The sequence below is a fragment of the Kibdelosporangium aridum genome (genome assembly GCF_900176515.1).
GTDB classification, from domain to species: Bacteria; Actinomycetota; Actinomycetes; order Mycobacteriales; family Pseudonocardiaceae; genus Kibdelosporangium; species Kibdelosporangium aridum.
The window spans coordinates 30,167-44,866 of the sequence record NZ_FWXV01000009.1 but is presented as its reverse complement, the minus strand read 5'-3'; the positions used below and the strand labels follow the sequence as shown (position 1 = coordinate 44,866).

At 67.6% G+C, this 14,700-nt stretch carries 13 protein-coding genes; 4 read left to right on the top strand and 9 right to left on the bottom strand.

The annotated features are described in order from the left end of the window. Nucleotides 1–6: 6 nt before the first annotated feature. Both sucB and lpdA read right to left on the bottom strand, forming a co-directional pair. Nucleotides 7–1,743: a 2-oxoglutarate dehydrogenase, E2 component, dihydrolipoamide succinyltransferase gene (gene sucB / locus B9C43_RS38410; protein WP_084432039.1), complete on the bottom strand. Its 1,737-nt coding sequence runs from the start codon at nt 1,741–1,743 to the stop codon at nt 7–9. A gap of 52 nt (nt 1,744–1,795) precedes the next feature. Then, the gene (lpdA, locus tag B9C43_RS38405) at nt 1,796–3,166 is read right to left on the bottom strand and encodes a dihydrolipoyl dehydrogenase (RefSeq protein ID WP_033383603.1); all 1,371 of its coding nucleotides are present in this window, start codon (nt 3,164–3,166) and stop codon (nt 1,796–1,798) included. A 187-nt stretch (nt 3,167–3,353) separates the two neighbouring features. Here lpdA and B9C43_RS38400 point away from each other — a divergent pair, with 187 nt between their 5' ends. Further along, nucleotides 3,354–3,689 carry a hypothetical protein gene (locus B9C43_RS38400; RefSeq protein ID WP_033383602.1) on the top strand — a complete coding sequence of 112 codons (336 nt, stop codon included), beginning with the start codon at nt 3,354–3,356 and terminating at the stop codon, nt 3,687–3,689. A 183-nt stretch (nt 3,690–3,872) separates the two neighbouring features. Here the strand turns inward: B9C43_RS38400 and lipB are convergent, their stop codons facing one another. From lipB to B9C43_RS38375, 5 genes are all read right to left on the bottom strand, one after another. Continuing rightward, a complete protein-coding gene (lipB, locus tag B9C43_RS38395) occupies nt 3,873–4,598 on the bottom strand; it encodes a lipoyl(octanoyl) transferase LipB (RefSeq protein ID WP_033383595.1) in 726 nt (241 codons plus the stop codon). Further along, on the bottom strand, nt 4,595–5,209 hold the full coding sequence (locus tag B9C43_RS38390; RefSeq protein WP_033383593.1) for a phosphatase PAP2 family protein: 615 nt from the start codon (nt 5,207–5,209) through the stop codon (nt 4,595–4,597). The genes lipB and B9C43_RS38390 overlap by 4 nt, the downstream gene beginning before the upstream one ends. Beyond that, the gene (locus tag B9C43_RS38385; RefSeq protein WP_084432036.1) at nt 5,206–6,096 is read right to left on the bottom strand and encodes a TIGR01777 family oxidoreductase; all 891 of its coding nucleotides are present in this window, start codon (nt 6,094–6,096) and stop codon (nt 5,206–5,208) included. The genes B9C43_RS38390 and B9C43_RS38385 overlap by 4 nt, the downstream gene beginning before the upstream one ends. A 175-nt stretch (nt 6,097–6,271) precedes the next feature. Further along, nucleotides 6,272–7,204, bottom strand: coding sequence for an LLM class F420-dependent oxidoreductase (locus tag B9C43_RS38380; RefSeq protein ID WP_084432033.1), 933 nt, complete (start codon nt 7,202–7,204; stop codon nt 6,272–6,274). A gap of 14 nt (nt 7,205–7,218) precedes the next feature. Next, a complete protein-coding gene (locus tag B9C43_RS38375) occupies nt 7,219–7,812 on the bottom strand; it encodes a TetR/AcrR family transcriptional regulator (RefSeq protein WP_033383598.1) in 594 nt (197 codons plus the stop codon). Between the two features lie 130 nt (nt 7,813–7,942). On the opposite strand from B9C43_RS38375, the gene B9C43_RS38370 reads away from it, so the two are divergent. Continuing rightward, the gene (locus B9C43_RS38370; protein WP_084432031.1) at nt 7,943–8,443 is read left to right on the top strand and encodes a hypothetical protein; all 501 of its coding nucleotides are present in this window, start codon (nt 7,943–7,945) and stop codon (nt 8,441–8,443) included. Nucleotides 8,444–8,462: 19 nt separating this feature from the next. Beyond that, complete coding sequence (locus B9C43_RS38365; RefSeq protein ID WP_084432029.1) at nt 8,463–9,374, top strand: oxidoreductase; 912 nt, start codon at nt 8,463–8,465, stop codon at nt 9,372–9,374. Here B9C43_RS38365 and B9C43_RS38360 read toward each other — a convergent pair. Both B9C43_RS38360 and B9C43_RS38355 read right to left on the bottom strand, forming a co-directional pair. Continuing rightward, nucleotides 9,358–11,910 carry a M14 family zinc carboxypeptidase gene (locus B9C43_RS38360; RefSeq protein WP_235039091.1) on the bottom strand — a complete coding sequence of 851 codons (2,553 nt, stop codon included), beginning with the start codon at nt 11,908–11,910 and terminating at the stop codon, nt 9,358–9,360. The genes B9C43_RS38365 and B9C43_RS38360 overlap by 17 nt on opposite strands. 66 nt (nt 11,911–11,976) lie before the next feature. Further along, on the bottom strand, nt 11,977–13,461 hold the full coding sequence (locus tag B9C43_RS38355) for an alpha/beta hydrolase (protein ID WP_143446897.1): 1,485 nt from the start codon (nt 13,459–13,461) through the stop codon (nt 11,977–11,979). Nucleotides 13,462–13,601: 140 nt separating this feature from the next. Between B9C43_RS38355 and lipA the strand changes: the two genes are divergently transcribed. Continuing rightward, a complete protein-coding gene (gene lipA / locus B9C43_RS38350) occupies nt 13,602–14,603 on the top strand; it encodes a lipoyl synthase (protein ID WP_084432019.1) in 1,002 nt (333 codons plus the stop codon). Nucleotides 14,604–14,700: the final 97 nt, after the last annotated feature.

Here is a 14,700-nt window from a genome sequence, read left to right as displayed (position 1 = left end):
AGTGCCTTACAGACCGAGCTCGGCCTCGAAGTTGCCTTCCTGCAGGCGGCGCTTGATGGTCGTCAGGAAACGACCGGCGTCCGCACCGTCGACCAGGCGGTGGTCGTAGGTCAGCGACAGGTAGACCATCGAGCGGATGGCGATCGAGTCGGCGCCGTTCTCGTCGGTGATCACCACCGGGCGCTTGACGACCGCGCCGACACCCAGGATGCCCACCTGCGGCTGCAGGATGATCGGGGTGTCCGACAGCGCGCCCGCGGTGCCCAGGTTGGTCAGCGAGAACGTGCCGCCCGCCAGCTCCTCGGGCTTGATCTTGTTCGACCGGGCACGGGCGGCCAGGTCGGCGATCTTGTGCGCGAGGCCGGTCAGGTTGAGGTCACCGGCGTTGTGGATGACCGCGTTCAGCAGGCCCTTCTCGGTGTCGATCGCGATGCCCAGGTGCTCGGCACCGTGGTAGGTGACCTCCTTGGCCTCCTCGTTGATCGACGCGTTGAGCTTCGGGTGCTGCTTGAGCGCCTCGACCGTGGCCTTGGCGAAGAACGGCAGGAACGTCAGCTTGACGCCCTCGCGGGCCAGGAACGAGTCCTTGGCCTGGCCGCGCAGCCGGGCGATCTTGGTGACGTCCACCTCGAACAGCTGCGTGAGCTGCGCCGAGACCGCCAGCGACTCGCGGGTGCGCTGCGCGACGATCTGCCGCAGCCGCGACAGCTTCTCGGTCTTGCCACGCAGTGCCGACACCTCGGCCGCCGCGGGCGCAGCCGGGGCCGCCGGTGCGGATGCAGCCGCCGCCGGGGCAGGCTCGGGCTTCTTCGCGGCCTCGACCGCGGCGAGCACGTCCTGCTTGCGGATCCGGCCACCGACACCGGTACCGGTCACTGTGGACAGGTCGATGCCGTTCTCCGACGCCAGCTTGCGCACCAACGGCGTCACGTACGGGGCGTCGTTGCTGCCGTTGACCGCCGCGGGCTGCTGGGCGGGAGCGGGCTTGGGCTCTGGCTTCGGCTCTGGCTTGGGCGCCGGGGCCTGGGCGGCGGGCTCGGGCTTCGGTTCCGGCTTGGGCTCGGGCTTCGGCTCGGGCTTGGGTTCCGGCTTCGGCTCCGGTGCCTTCTGGTCGGGCGCCGCGTCGGCCGAACCGACGATCGCCAGCTGGGCGCCGACCTCGACGGTCTCGTCCTCGGCCGCGGTGATCTCCAGCAGCGTGCCCGCCACCGGGGACGGGATCTCGGTGTCCACCTTGTCGGTGGAGACCTCCAGCAGCGGCTCGTCGACCGCGACCGAGTCACCGACCTGCTTGAGCCACCGGGTCACGGTGCCCTCGGTGACGCTCTCGCCGAGCTCCGGCATGGTCACCGGCGTACCCGACGCCGAACCACCACCGGACGACGACGCGGACGCCTGCGGGGCAGGCTCCGGCTCCTCAGGCTGGGCCTCTTGTTGGGGCTCCGGCTGTGGGTCCGGTGCTTCCTGTTGCTGCGGCTCGGAGCTTTCGCTGTCGCTCGCGCCGCTGCCGTCACCGATCACCGCGAGTTCCGCGCCGATCTCGACGGTCTCATCCTCCTGGGCGACGATGCGCTCGAGCACACCGGCGGCGGGCGACGGGATCTCGGTGTCGACCTTGTCGGTGGAGACTTCCAGCAAGGGCTCGTCGACCTCGACGGTGTCGCCCACCTGCTTCAGCCACCGGGTGACCGTGCCTTCGGTGACACTCTCACCGAGGGCCGGCATCTGGACGGAGAAGGCCATGGTTTCGCTTACTCCTCGTGCGTTTGAGCTTGGCTGACCTCGAGCCCGTGCGTCAGCCGTGCACGTGCAGGGGCTTGCCGGCAAGGGCGAGGAAGGCCTCGCCAATGGCTTCGGTCTGCGTTGGGTGTGCGTGGATCAGCGGGGCGACGTCTTCGGGGTACGCCTCCCAGCCGTAGATCAGCTGCGCCTCACCGATGAGCTCCCCGACTCGCTCACCGACCAGGGTCATGCCGACCACGGGGCCGTCCGGTGCCTTGATCACCTTCACGCCCCCGGACGTCTTCAGGATCTTGCTCTTGCCGTTTCCGGCCAAGTCGTAGACCAGCGTCTGCACGTCGCCGTACTTCTCCTTGGCGGCGGCCTCGGTCAGGCCGACCGACGCCACCTCGGGCTTGCAGTACGTCACGCGCGGGATACCGGCTTCGTCGATCACCTTCGGGTTCTGCCCGGCGATCTGCTCGGCGACGAAGATGCCCTGCTGGAAGCCGCGGTGCGCGAGCTGCAAGCCAGGGACGATGTCGCCGACCGCGTACACGTTCGGCAGGTTCGTGCGCAGCCGCTCGTCGGTGAGCACGAAGCCGCGGTCCATCTTGACCCCGGCCTCCTCGTAGCCCATCGCGGCGGTGTTCGGGCCACGGCCGACGGCCACCAGCAGCAGGTCGGCCTCGAACTGCTCGCCGGACTCCAGCGACACGGTGACCGCGTCGTCGGTCTGGGTCGCGCCGGTGAACCGCACGCCGGTCTTGAACTTGATGCCGCGCTTGCGGAAGGCGCGCTCAAGCTGCTTGGACGCGTACTCGTCCTCCAGCGGGACCAGCCGGGGCAGGGCCTCGACGATGGTCACCTCGGCGCCGAACGAGCGCCACACGCTGGCGAACTCGACGCCGATCACGCCGCCACCGAGGACGACGACCCGCTCGGGCACGTAGTCCAGGTTCAGCGCCTGGTCGGACGAGATGATCCGGCCGCCGAGGTCGAGGCCGGGCAGCGTCTTGGCGTACGACCCGCTGGCCAGAACGACGTTCTTGCCGGTGTAGCGGGTGCCGTTGACGTCGACCGCGTTGGGCGCGACGAACGTGCCGGTGCCCTCGACCATCTGGACCTTGTTCAGCTTCGCCAGGCCCTGCAGGCCCTTGTACAGCTGGCTGACCACGCCGTCCTTGTACGAGTTCACGCCATTGATATCGATGCCTTCGAGCGAGCTCTTGACCCCGAACTGGTCACCTTCACGCACGTTGTCGGCGATCTCGGCGGCGTGCAGCAGCGCCTTCGTGGGGATGCACCCACGGTGCAGGCACGTCCCGCCGAGCTTGTCCTTCTCCACCACGATCACGGAAAGGCCGAGCTCAGCGGCGCGAAACGCGCAGGCATAACCGCCCGACCCGCCACCCAAGATCACCAGGTCAGCGGAGGTGTCACTCACAAGGTCTCCTCGACAGCTTCGTCTTTTTCGGACCAGCCGGGTAAGGCCCCTGGTCCGACCACACGCCATCTTGTCACTTCATACGGCAGGCTTGCGAACTGGCCAGGTGTGTTCAGCCACCGCACAGCTGTGTCTCAGGTCGTCGGAGCAGAATGTCCGGTATAGGGCAGCAAGGGAGGTCGTCCAGGTGGGGATATTCGACAAACTGCGCCGCAAGCCCAGGCCGGGCGTGACGCGGACCGCCACCTCGAAAGACACTGATCACCTGGCCGAATGGGCTCGGTCAAGGCGAGGTGTCGAAGCCTACGTCGAACCACGCACCAATGTGACACACACGACTGTGGTCCTCGTCGCCTTCGACGGCGAGTGGACCCGCAGGCGCATCGAGAACGACGAGGCGGCGTACCACCTCGGCAAGAAACTCGGCATCCCGGTCTACGACACGAACAAGGTCGGCTACCCACAGCGAATGCGCGAGTACACCCGCCGCAAGGCGGAGGAGGACAAGCGCCGCAACGCCTGACGGCGGGTTGTGGACAATCACGTTCGCGAATGGATCCGTTCGCGAATCCAGCTGTCCACAACCGCCCAGTAACCCTCTTGACCAGGCCTTATCCCGATAGACTGGCCAGGGGACGTCCCCGGGAGTGGCGCGGGGTGTCCTTTCTGGGGATGGGGTTTGTCTAGGTCGGGCGTGGTGGTCAGGTCAGGACTTCAGGGCGAACGTAACTCCGGGCGCCTCGGCGCGCGGCAGCCAGTGGTCGGCAACCGGCAAGGTGCCCTCCAGCGCCTCAAGAACCAGGTCACGGGCCAAAGGCAGCACCTCCGCCACCGTGACGTCCCGGCCAAGCTCCCAGCTCAGTGACGTCACGCCCGCGTCCCTGATTCCACACGGCACGATCCGGTCGAAAGCCGACAGGTCGGCGTTGCAGTTGATCTCGAAGCCGTGCATGGTCACGCCGCGCTGCACGCGGATGCCGATGGCGGCGATCTTGCGTTCGGGGCCGCGGGAGTCGGCGGGCAGCCAGACGCCGCTGCGGCCTTCGACGCGGCCGGTCCGCAGGCCGAGCCTTGCGCACACGGCGATCAGTGCTTCTTCTATCCGGCGGACGTACTGGACCACGTCGATCGGGTTGGCCAGTTGCACGATCGGATAGCCGACCAGCTGGCCTGGGCCGTGCCAGGTGATCTTGCCGCCGCGGTCGACGTCGATCACCGGTGTGCCGTCGGTCGGCCGCTCGTCGGGCTGGGTGCGCTTGCCCGCCGTGTAGACCGAAGGGTGTTCGAGCAGCAGCAGGGTGTCGGGCCCGGTGCCGGAGGCACGGGCCTCGGCGAGCTCGCGCTGCAGATCCCACGCGGCGAGGTAGTCGATAGTGCCGATCTCACGCGTGTCCACGGGTTGCGTGGCGGCACGGCAGGATGTCTCGATCACCCTGAAACCTTACGCTCCCGCAGCGGGATCAAGTGCAACGCCGCCGCGACAAGCAGGCCAGTTCCCGTCACCCCCAGCGTGCCGCCGAGCACGTCCGTGACCCAGTGCACATCCAGCAACACACGGCAGGCCGCGGCAATCACGACGAGTGTCGCACCGAGAACGATCACGCGGCGCAGCAAACGTCGTGCGAGCCAGCCGCACAGCACTATCCCGGTGAACGCGACACTGGCGACGGATACGACGTGTCCGCTGGGATAGCTGAAGTCCACATAGTCCCGTGGGCGGTCCCGTTCGAACACTCCCTTGAACAACGACACCATTCGACACGCTGCCAACAGGACTATGGACCGCAACAGGACGTTCAGCACGTACGCGTCTCGCCGCAACCGCACGGCGAAGAACACCATCACGAAGAACATCGCGATCGGCAGTACGGGCCCCAGGATGTCGGTGATCACCCAGACCACGTCACCGCCGGATGTCTGCCAGAAGCCCCACATCGCGTCGGCGACGACCAGGTCGAGCGGCCACGCCGAGTCGCGTACCCAGATTCCGAGCAGGATGAACACAGCGACCAGCGCGATCCCCCAGGCGTAGGCCCGGGTCAACGCTTGGCCACCGACCCCAAGGCTTCGTCCACGGTGTTGTAGCGGAACGTGAAGCCGTTGTCCTGCAGGGCTTTCGGGATGACGTGCTGACTGGCCAACGCGCCTTCGTCAGCGAGTTCGCCCAATGCCAGGCGCAGTGCGAACTTCGGCGCGACGAACGGCGCCGGCCTGCCCAGCGCGCGGCTCAGGGCACGCGTGAACTCCGCGTTCGTCACCGGGTTCGGCCCGGTCATGTTCACGGGCCCGGCCAGCTTCTCGGTGTTGACGATGTGCAGCACCGCGTTGATGTGGTCCTCGTGGTGGATCCACGGCATGTACTGGCGTCCGTCACCGAGGCGCCCGCCGAGCATGAACGAGAACAGCAACCGCAGCGGCCCAAGCAATCCGCCTTCTTTGCTGAGCACAAGCCCGGTCCGCAGGATCGCCACGCGGGCGCCCGCGTCGGCGGCGGGTTGCGTCGCGGCTTCCCATTCCTTGCACATCTGGGAGAGGAACCCGGTGCCAGGCGGGGTCGTCTCGTCGACGACGCGGCCGCCTGTGTCGCCGTAGTAACCGACGGCGGAAGCGTTGACCAGCAAAGGAATTTCGCGTTCGGCGACGGCGGCCGCGAGCACTTCGGTCGGCTCGACACGGCTGTCGAGCAACAGCTGCTTACGGGCGTTGCTCAACCTGGTCAGCGTGATGGCCGCGCCGCACAGGTTGATAACGGCATCGGCGCCGTCCAACGCGCCGTCCTCGATCTTGCCGGCCGGCGGGTCCCACGACCGCTCATCCGGCGCTGACGACGCGCGGCGTACCAACCGCAGCACATCGTGCCCTTCGCGTCGCAGCGCCGAAACGAGCTCTGTCCCGATCATGCCGGACGACCCGGCGACGACGACGCGCATAGCCCCGATCCTAATGAGGATCGCCCAAACGCGCCGATCCGCCCACGCGTGTCCACCATTGGGGCACAGCGTGTCCACCATTGCGGCACCACGAAATCGCCAAGTTCATCGCCCGCGAGGGAATTTCGGTGTGCTGGAGTGGTGGACACACGGTGCTGGAATGGTGGACACGCGGCTAGAGCTGAGGGGCGACCTCAGCGGCGATCAGTTCCAGGTGGTCGAGGTCGTGCAAGTCCAGGACCTGCAGGTAGATCCGGCTGACGCCGGTCTGCTCACGCCATTGCCCCAGCCGGTCGACCACCTCGGCCGGGGTGCCCGCCAGTCCGTTGCTTTTCAACTCGCCGACGTCACGGCCGATCGCCGCGGCACGTCGGGCGACCTGTGCGTCGTCCCAGCCGACGCACACCGCCTGAGCGATGGAGCGGATCATCCCGGCGGGGTCACGGCCGATGGCGCGGCAGGCCGCGTCGACGCGCTCGAACTGTTCGCTGGCCACGGGAGCTTCCGCGAAGGCCACGTTGAACTCGTCGGCGAACCGGGCGGCCAGCGCGGGAGTGCGCTTGGCTCCCCTGCCGCCGATGATCACCGGTGGACGCGGGCGCTGCGCGGGCTTCGGCAGCGCGGGCGAGTCGGTGACCTGGTAATGCTTGCCCGTGTAGGAGAACTTCTCCTTCAACGGCGTCGTCCACAGCCCGGTGATCACTTCGAGCTGTTCGGTGTACATGTCGAAACGGTCGCCGAGTGCGGGATACGGGATGCCGTACGCGGTGTGCTCGGCCTCGAACCAGCCGCTGCCGATGCCGAATTCCACCCGCCCGCCGGACATCTGGTCGACTTGGGCGACGGTGATCGCGAGCGGCCCTGGCAGCCGGAAGGTCGCGGCGGTCATCAGGGTCCCGAGCCGGACCCGGCTGGTCTGCACGGCCAGCCCGGCCAGCGTGGTCCACGCGTCGGTGGGCCCGGGCAGCCCGTCGGCCGAACCCATTCTCAGGTAATGGTCGGACCGGAAGAACCCGTCGTAGCCGGCGTCCTCGGTTGCCCTGGCCACCTTGAGCAGGTCGCTGTAGGTGGCACCCTGCTGCGGTTCGGTAAAGATCCTGAATTCCACGGATCTAACGTAACTCAGCGGTCCCGCCTTATCCCTTCGATCATGTGGATCAAGGCGGTGAACACTTCGGCACTGGCCTTCTTCGGGTCGGACGCCTCGGCGATGATCTGCGCGCCCGCGGCGAGCGAAGCGAACATCATCCGCGCGGTCACCTCGATGGGGACATCACCGAGTTCACCTGCCTCGATGAGGCTTTCGAGCACGCTTCGCACGATGCCGAAGCTGTAGCGCTCCTCGCATTCGCGCCAGCGCTCGTAGCCCATCACCACTGGCGCCTCACGGATGACCAGCCGCTGGTAGGTGGGGTCAAGGCAGACCTTGATGTACTCCTGCACGCCGTCCAGCGCGCGTTCCCACGGCGAGCCGCCGCCGTCGATGGCCTTGGTCAGCTGCGCCATCGCGCGCGTCTCGACCTGGTGGAAAGCCGCTTCGAACAAGGCCTGCTTGCCGCTGAAGTGGTGGTACAGCGCGCCTTTGGTGACCCTGGCGCGTTTGACGATCGCGTCGAGCGACGTGGCCGCATACCCGTTCTTGGTGAACAGGTCGGATGCGGAGTCGACCAACGCTTGTTTGGTGGACTCCGAGTAGTCCGCGCGACGCGACCGCATCATTGCCATCCTCACAACTTTAGGACATACCGTCGGTACGTACTCGTGGTATGTTGGCCGTGTCGGAACATACCGACGGTATGCCGCAGACCAGCGGTATGACCCAACTCACGGCAGGGAGAGGGACGCCATGAGCTGGACGGATTACTACGAGCGTCGCGACGCCATTGACTCGGTACTGGTCCGCGCGGAAAAGGATCCCGCCGGTCCACTGCCCACGTCCCCCGCCTTCAGCGACCCAGCCGAGCTGCTGCTGGCCTTGCACTACCGGTGGACGCTGAAGCTCACCGGCAGGCTGGGGATGGTGCTGGCCGAGGCGGACCGTGATCCGTCGATCGACCTGGTCGACGCGATCTCCGACGCGTGGCGCAAGGCGGTCGCGGACAACGCGACCTTGCACGCGGTGCTTGAGGCGCACGCCGACCGCTACGAGGCGCTGTGGCCACAGCTGCAGGCCGAACAGCGAACGCTGGCGCTGGCCGCCGGACTGGCCGAGACGCACGAGCCGACCGAGGAGATCACCCGGGTCGGCGCGGCCTTCCAGACGTTGCTCCGAACGGCAGCACAAAAGCCCTCTCGTCGGCACAGCCCGGTGGAACAACTCCTTCGCAGGCTCGTGGCAAGCGCCTGAGGCGGCATATATTCGCCGAATGGCTAACTGGTCCGAGGCCGACATCCCCGATCAGACCGGGCGCACCGCGCTGATCACCGGTGCCAACTCCGGTTTGGGCCTGCGCAGTGCGAAAGTCCTCGCCGGGATGGGGGCACGCGTGCTGGTCGCGGCCCGTGACACCGAACGCGGCAACAGGGCGGTCGCCGAGATCGGCCGCAACGCCGAACTGGTCGAGCTGGATCTGGCCGACCTGTCCTCGGTCCGCAAAGCCGCGGCGCAGGTTCGCGAACGGACTGGCGACAAGCTGGACATCCTGATGAACAACGCGGGCGTGATGGGCACGCCGTTCACCAGGACCACGGACGGCTTCGAGCTGCAGTTCGGCGTGAACCACCTGGGGCACGCGGCATTGACATGGCTGCTGCTGCCCGCGATCAAGGACGGCCGGGTGGTCACGGTCGGCAGTCAGGCCGCCCGCGGTTGGGGACTCGACCTGGACGACCCGAACTTCGAACGCCGCCGGTACTCGATCTCGACGAGCTACAGCCAGTCCAAGCTGGCCAACCTGATCTTCATGGTCGAGCTGGGCAGGCGCGCGCAAGCCGCAGGGCTCAACCTGGTCAGCACCGGCGCACATCCGGGCATGGCGGCGACCGAGCTGGTCGGCAACTCGATGAAGCTGCGTGCCACCAACAACGTCGTCGGCTCGGTCCTGAAGTGGGGCATGGCCCAGTTCTGCCAGTCGGTCGAGGTCGGCGCCCTGCCGCAACTGCGCGCCGCGACCGAGCCAGGTGTGCGCAGCGGGGACTACTTCGGTCCTAAGTGGGTGATGGAACTCTGGGGCTCACCCAAGAAGGTGCGGCCCAGAGCCGCCGCCTTCTCCGAGGAGCTGGGGCGGCGGCTCTGGGACGTGACAGCCGAACTGACCGGCGTCACACCGGATTTCTAGTGGCACTCCAGTAGACGGCGTTGGCCACCTGGGCGTACATGCCCTTGGGGTGCGCACGGAACAACGGCTCCGTACCGAACATCACGACCTTGGCGCCGCGCTCGTCGGTGCCCGAAACCACGACGGCCTGACCGCTCGCGGCCTGCGGTCCACCGGTGCCGTCCTCGTTGGGACGCCAATGCCCGGCTGCGAGCGGGTTGCCGGTCGCATAACGCTGCTCGACCGTCACTCCCGTGCCGAGGTCCGTGAACCACTGCGGTGAGTACACAAAGGACTGTGCCAGTGCGTCGGCGCCGATCGGGCCGGTGCCGTTGATGACGTTGACGATCCCGTTCGCGTCGCCGCGCCCGGCCACCGCGGTCACGTCCAGCAACTTCGCGTCGGCATTGAACTTCGACCCGGTCGCGCCACGTGTGACCACGCCGCCGCGTGCTGCGAAGGCGTCGACGGCTGCCTTGGCCGACGCGTTGAGCAGGTCGTAACGCAGGCCGGACGAGACCATCAGAACGTCCACCCTGGACAGATCGAAGCCCGCGTTCAACGCGTCCGTGGACACCGGCCGTACCTCGAAGCCCATGTCCCGCAACGCGAACAGCTCATCCGGGCCGACTGCCGCCGCAATGGTCGGCCGCCTCATCACCACCCCGGTATCCCCGGCAGGCGCCAGGCTGAACCGCACGCCGTACCGGTCGGCCACCTGCAGAGCCGCGACCCGCGCCGAAGCCGGGACGATCACCGAACCGTTGGCCCTGCGCTTGAGTTCGATGCCACGGCCGAGCAGATCGTTCACGGCCGCCGCGTCCTTGCCGTCCCGCACAGTGATCGCCAAGTCCTGCCCAGGGCCAGCGTCCACGCCGCCGGTCGGCGAGGCCGCGACCACAGGCTTGCTCGACACCCGCAGGTCACCGCCCTGGACGATGTCCACAGAAGCACCCCACAGCAAGCGGTGGCTCCACCCGGAGATGTCGTACATCACCTCGGCACTCGCCGACACATCGCGCCCCTGCTCCAGCATCACGTTGGCCAGCGCACGCTTCGGCTGGTGCATGTCCACAATGTACGAACCAGCCGGGTAGGTCCGGCCCGCCAGTGAGAACGGCCGGTCAGCCTGACGCACCCGGACATCGTGCGCGACAAGCAGGTCGACCAGGCGAGCCGCCGCCGCACCGGACCGCTGGGTCGCTCCGGCCGGGATCACGTACGCACGCGGGAACTTCGTGGTGAACCGGTCCTCGGGACCGAACCCGGGCACGAACCCGTCCGGGATGAACCGCTGCGCCTCACCCGCGGCGCCGCGCCGGAACATCTCGATCTGGTTGGCGATCAACGCGGACCGGTTGTCGTGCACGTAATCGAGGCTCGCCTTCATGCTCGCCTCGGACACGTCGGTGTTGATCGCCGAGCGGCGGCGCAGCTCGGTCTCCGGCAGGTTGTAGTCGCCCCGGTTGACCCGCATCGGGATCTCGATCGTGTACGAGATCGCGCCGTGGAACATCGAGTACTGGGCGGTGTAGATCGGTGCCCAGCCGTCCCATTCGCCGGATGGGTAGTCCCGGAACGGGATCTGCGTGTCCTGCGCCTCCGGGTAGCCGAGCGCCTTGACGGCCTTCTCGATGTTCAACCCGTTGGCGTAGCCGTGCTTGATGTACAGGTCGAAGTCGTAGTTCTGGCCGTGCGGCGGACCCGTCGGCTCGATCAGCGTGCCGGGGACGTAACCGTGCTCGTCGAGCATCATCACCGGCTGGACCGTCTTGACGATGTCACGCATCACGATGCCCTCGGGCTGCGACGACGTCACGAAGTCACGGTTGAGGTCGAACCCGTTGGCGTTGGCCCGGGTGCCGAGGTTACGGCCGTCCGGGTTCGCCGTGACGTTGAAGTAGACCCTGTTGCGGGACAACAGGTCCAGCGCCTTGCGGTCCCTGGTGGTGGCGAGGTACTCGATCTGCCGCAGCGCGGCGTCGGTGCCTTCCCACTCGTCGCCGTGGATGTTGTTGTTGATCCAGATCGGCGTCTTGTACTCCCGCGCGAGCTGGCGGTCGCGAGCCGCGGCGGCCGGATCGTTCTCGATCTTGTCGCGCCAGCGCTCCTGCTGGCGCGTCTCCGACGGCCGCTCCGGCGCGGTCAGCGTGACCAGGTAGAGGTCGCGGCCGAGGCCGGACTGGCCGACGACCTCGACCGAGATCCGGTTGCTGCGGCCCTGCAGCTCGTTGAGCTTCGGCGCGATCGCGTGATACGGCGCCAGCCCCAGCTTGATGGCCTTGTCAGCGGGGTCCTCGGGGTAGACCCGCAGCTGTGTGGTGCGTGGATAGCCTTCCCGCGAGCCGAGTTTGTTCTCGCCCGACGCGGACCGCGCGGCGATTCCGATCGACGGCGGATCGACCGCCGCGACCTCGTTGCGCTCCGGGCCGTTGCCCGGCTCCTCCCCTTTCGGGGACCGCGACGGCGCGCCAGCCGCGGCCGGAGCCAGGGTGATGACCGTGAGCAGGGATAGCGCCGATGCGGCGAGCACTCTGCCAACCGGACGTAAATGCACGAAAAAGCACCTCCCAGTGAACTGCGGCAAGTCAGTCAACTGGGAGGTGCGGCTGTCAACCCTTCCTCAGAAGGGGAATTGCCTCTGCCAGAGCTTGCGCGCGACCTCGGCCCGCGCGTCCGTCGCCGACAGTGATCGCGCCGGAGGTCCGCAATGGACGTCCTTGGCCGGGAGCGTGCCGTTCACCAGGAACTCTGTCCCTATCTCGTTGACGCAAGCGTTGTCGGTCGTCAGGTACGTACCGTGGCCGCCTTGATCGGCCGTCACCAGCTTGGCGCGGTCGCCCAATGCTGTCCGCATGTTCCGTGCGCCCACCAAAGGAGTAGCGGGGTCACGCAGGTTCTGGGTGAGCAGCACGTTGCGCGGGCCACGGTCAGTGATCCGGACCGCCGGTTCGATCGGCTTTGACGGCCAGAACGTGCACGGCCACACGTTCGACGGCATCCCGTTGGTGAGCGGGTACTTCTTCCGGTCGGCCAGCACCTGCCACTGGTAAAGCCCGGTGTGCCGAGGCCAGGAAGCGTCACCGCACGCGATGCCCCACAGCGTCGCCGCGAAGCCCTGCGTGATCGGGAAGTTGACGATCGGCCCCGCCTCGCCGCGTTTGACCGCCTGCCAGAGTTCCGCGATCGTCGGGAATACCTGGTCGGCGTACAGCCCTCCTCGGGTGACACCGCGCAGGACATTGCCGGTGATGCCCTCGATGGGCTGCGCGTCCAGCTTGGCCGTCAACTCGAAGTACGTGGCCCGGACCGCCCGCGGTGTGGCGCCGAGGCCGTACGTGGAGTCACGCTCGGCCGCCCACTTCGCGAAGTCCTCGAAGCGTTCCTCGACCGCCGCGCCCCAGTTCTGCCAGACGCCACGCCAGATGCCCCGCGGGTCGACCACGCTGTCCAGCACGATCCGATCGGACTGCTGCGGGAACAACGTCGTGTACACGGCACCAAGGTATGAGCCGTACGACCCGCCGAAGTACGAGATCTTCTTCTCGCCCAACGCGGCCCGGATCTGGTCCATGTCCCGCGCGGTGTTGGCTGTGGTGACGTACGGCAGCCGGTCGCCGGAATGCTCGAAACACTGCTTGGCGACCTGACGCGCGTACGCGACCGACTCGGAGATGTCACCATTGGCCGCCGGGTAGGGAATGACCTTGGAACCGTCCAACTGTTCGGGTGTCAGAGCGCACGTGTTCGGCGTGCTGCGGCCGGTGCCCCTCGGGTCGAACCCGATCAGGTCGTACGCGTCCTTCAGGCGCTGCGGCGCCACCTGGTCGACCAGCAGCGGCATGTCCAGCCCAGGACCGCCAGGGCCGCCGGGGTTGAGCAGCAGGATCCCGCGCCGCGTAGCCGGGTCGGCGGCCTTCTTGCGGGACACCGCGATGTCGATCTTCGTGCCGTTGGGCTTGCGGTAGTCCAGCGGCACGCTGACCGTCGTGCATTCGAGTGCCAGTCCGTCCGGGCACGGTGCCCATGCCGGTGCCGCGCTGGCTGTGGTCGGTGTGACGAGCGTGCCCACGATCAAGGCGCCGAGCGCCAAGATGAGTGGTCGCATCTTTCCTCCCCAGGAAGTCGTCAATGACCTGGCCAACGCTAAGGATCATCCGGCAGCCTCACATCGGCCTGGGGAATGGCTGATCCCCTAGGGGGCCGCGTGACCCCGGACACGTCTGGACGAGGCGTAACCTTTGATCCGTGACTGTGGCGCCGGAAGGACGAAAGCTGCTGCGTGTCGAGGTCCGCAACAGCCAGACGCCGATCGAGAAGAAGCCGCCGTGGATCAAGACCAAGGCGCGGATGGGCCCGGAGTACACCGAGCTCAAAGGCCTGGTCCGGCGGGAAGGCCTGCACACGGTGTGCGAGGAGGCCGGCTGTCCCAACATCTACGAGTGTTGGGAGGACCGGGAGGCCACGTTCCTGATCGGCGGCGACCAGTGCACTCGGCGCTGCGACTTCTGCCAGATCGACACCGGCAAACCCGCCGCGCTGGACCGCGAGGAGCCGCGCAAGGTGGCCGAGTCGGTTCAGGCGATGGGCCTGCGGTACTCGACGGTCACCGGTGTCGCCCGTGACGACCTGGAGGACGGCGGCGCCTGGCTGTACGCCGAGACGGTCCGCCAGATCCACGAGCTGAACCCGGGCACCGGCGTCGAGCTGCTGATCCCGGACTTCAACGCCGACCCCGACCAGCTGGCCGAGGTGTTCGGCTCGCGGCCGGAGGTGCTCGCGCACAACCTGGAGACCGTTCCCCGGATCTTCAAGCGGATCCGGCCGGGCTTCCGCTACGAGCGCTCGCTCGAGGTGATCACCAAGGCCCGTGAGTTCGGCCTGGTCACCAAGTCGAACCTGATCCTGGGCATGGGCGAGACGCCGCAAGAGGTCACCGAGGCGCTGCGTGACCTGTACGAGGCGGGCACCGACATCGTCACGATCACCCAGTACCTGCGCCCGTCGCCGCGGCACCACCCGATCGACCGGTGGGTGAAGCCGGAGGAGTTCGTCGAGCACAAGGAGGCGGCCGAGAAGATCGGGTTCGCCGGCGTGATGGCCGGGCCGTTGGTGCGGTCCTCCTACCGCGCGGGACGGCTCTACGCCCAGGCCATGGCCCACCGCGGCCAGCCGGTTCCCGAGCACCTCGCGCACCTGGCCGAGCAGGGCCCGGCCAGCCAGGAGATCGGCTCGCTGCTTTCCCGGTAGGGTGGACGCCAAGATCTGGGGGACGTCCGTGCAACCGCGGTACTGGGATACGCGTCTCTCAATGGGCGAACAGCCCGAAACAGGGGAGGGACGTAAC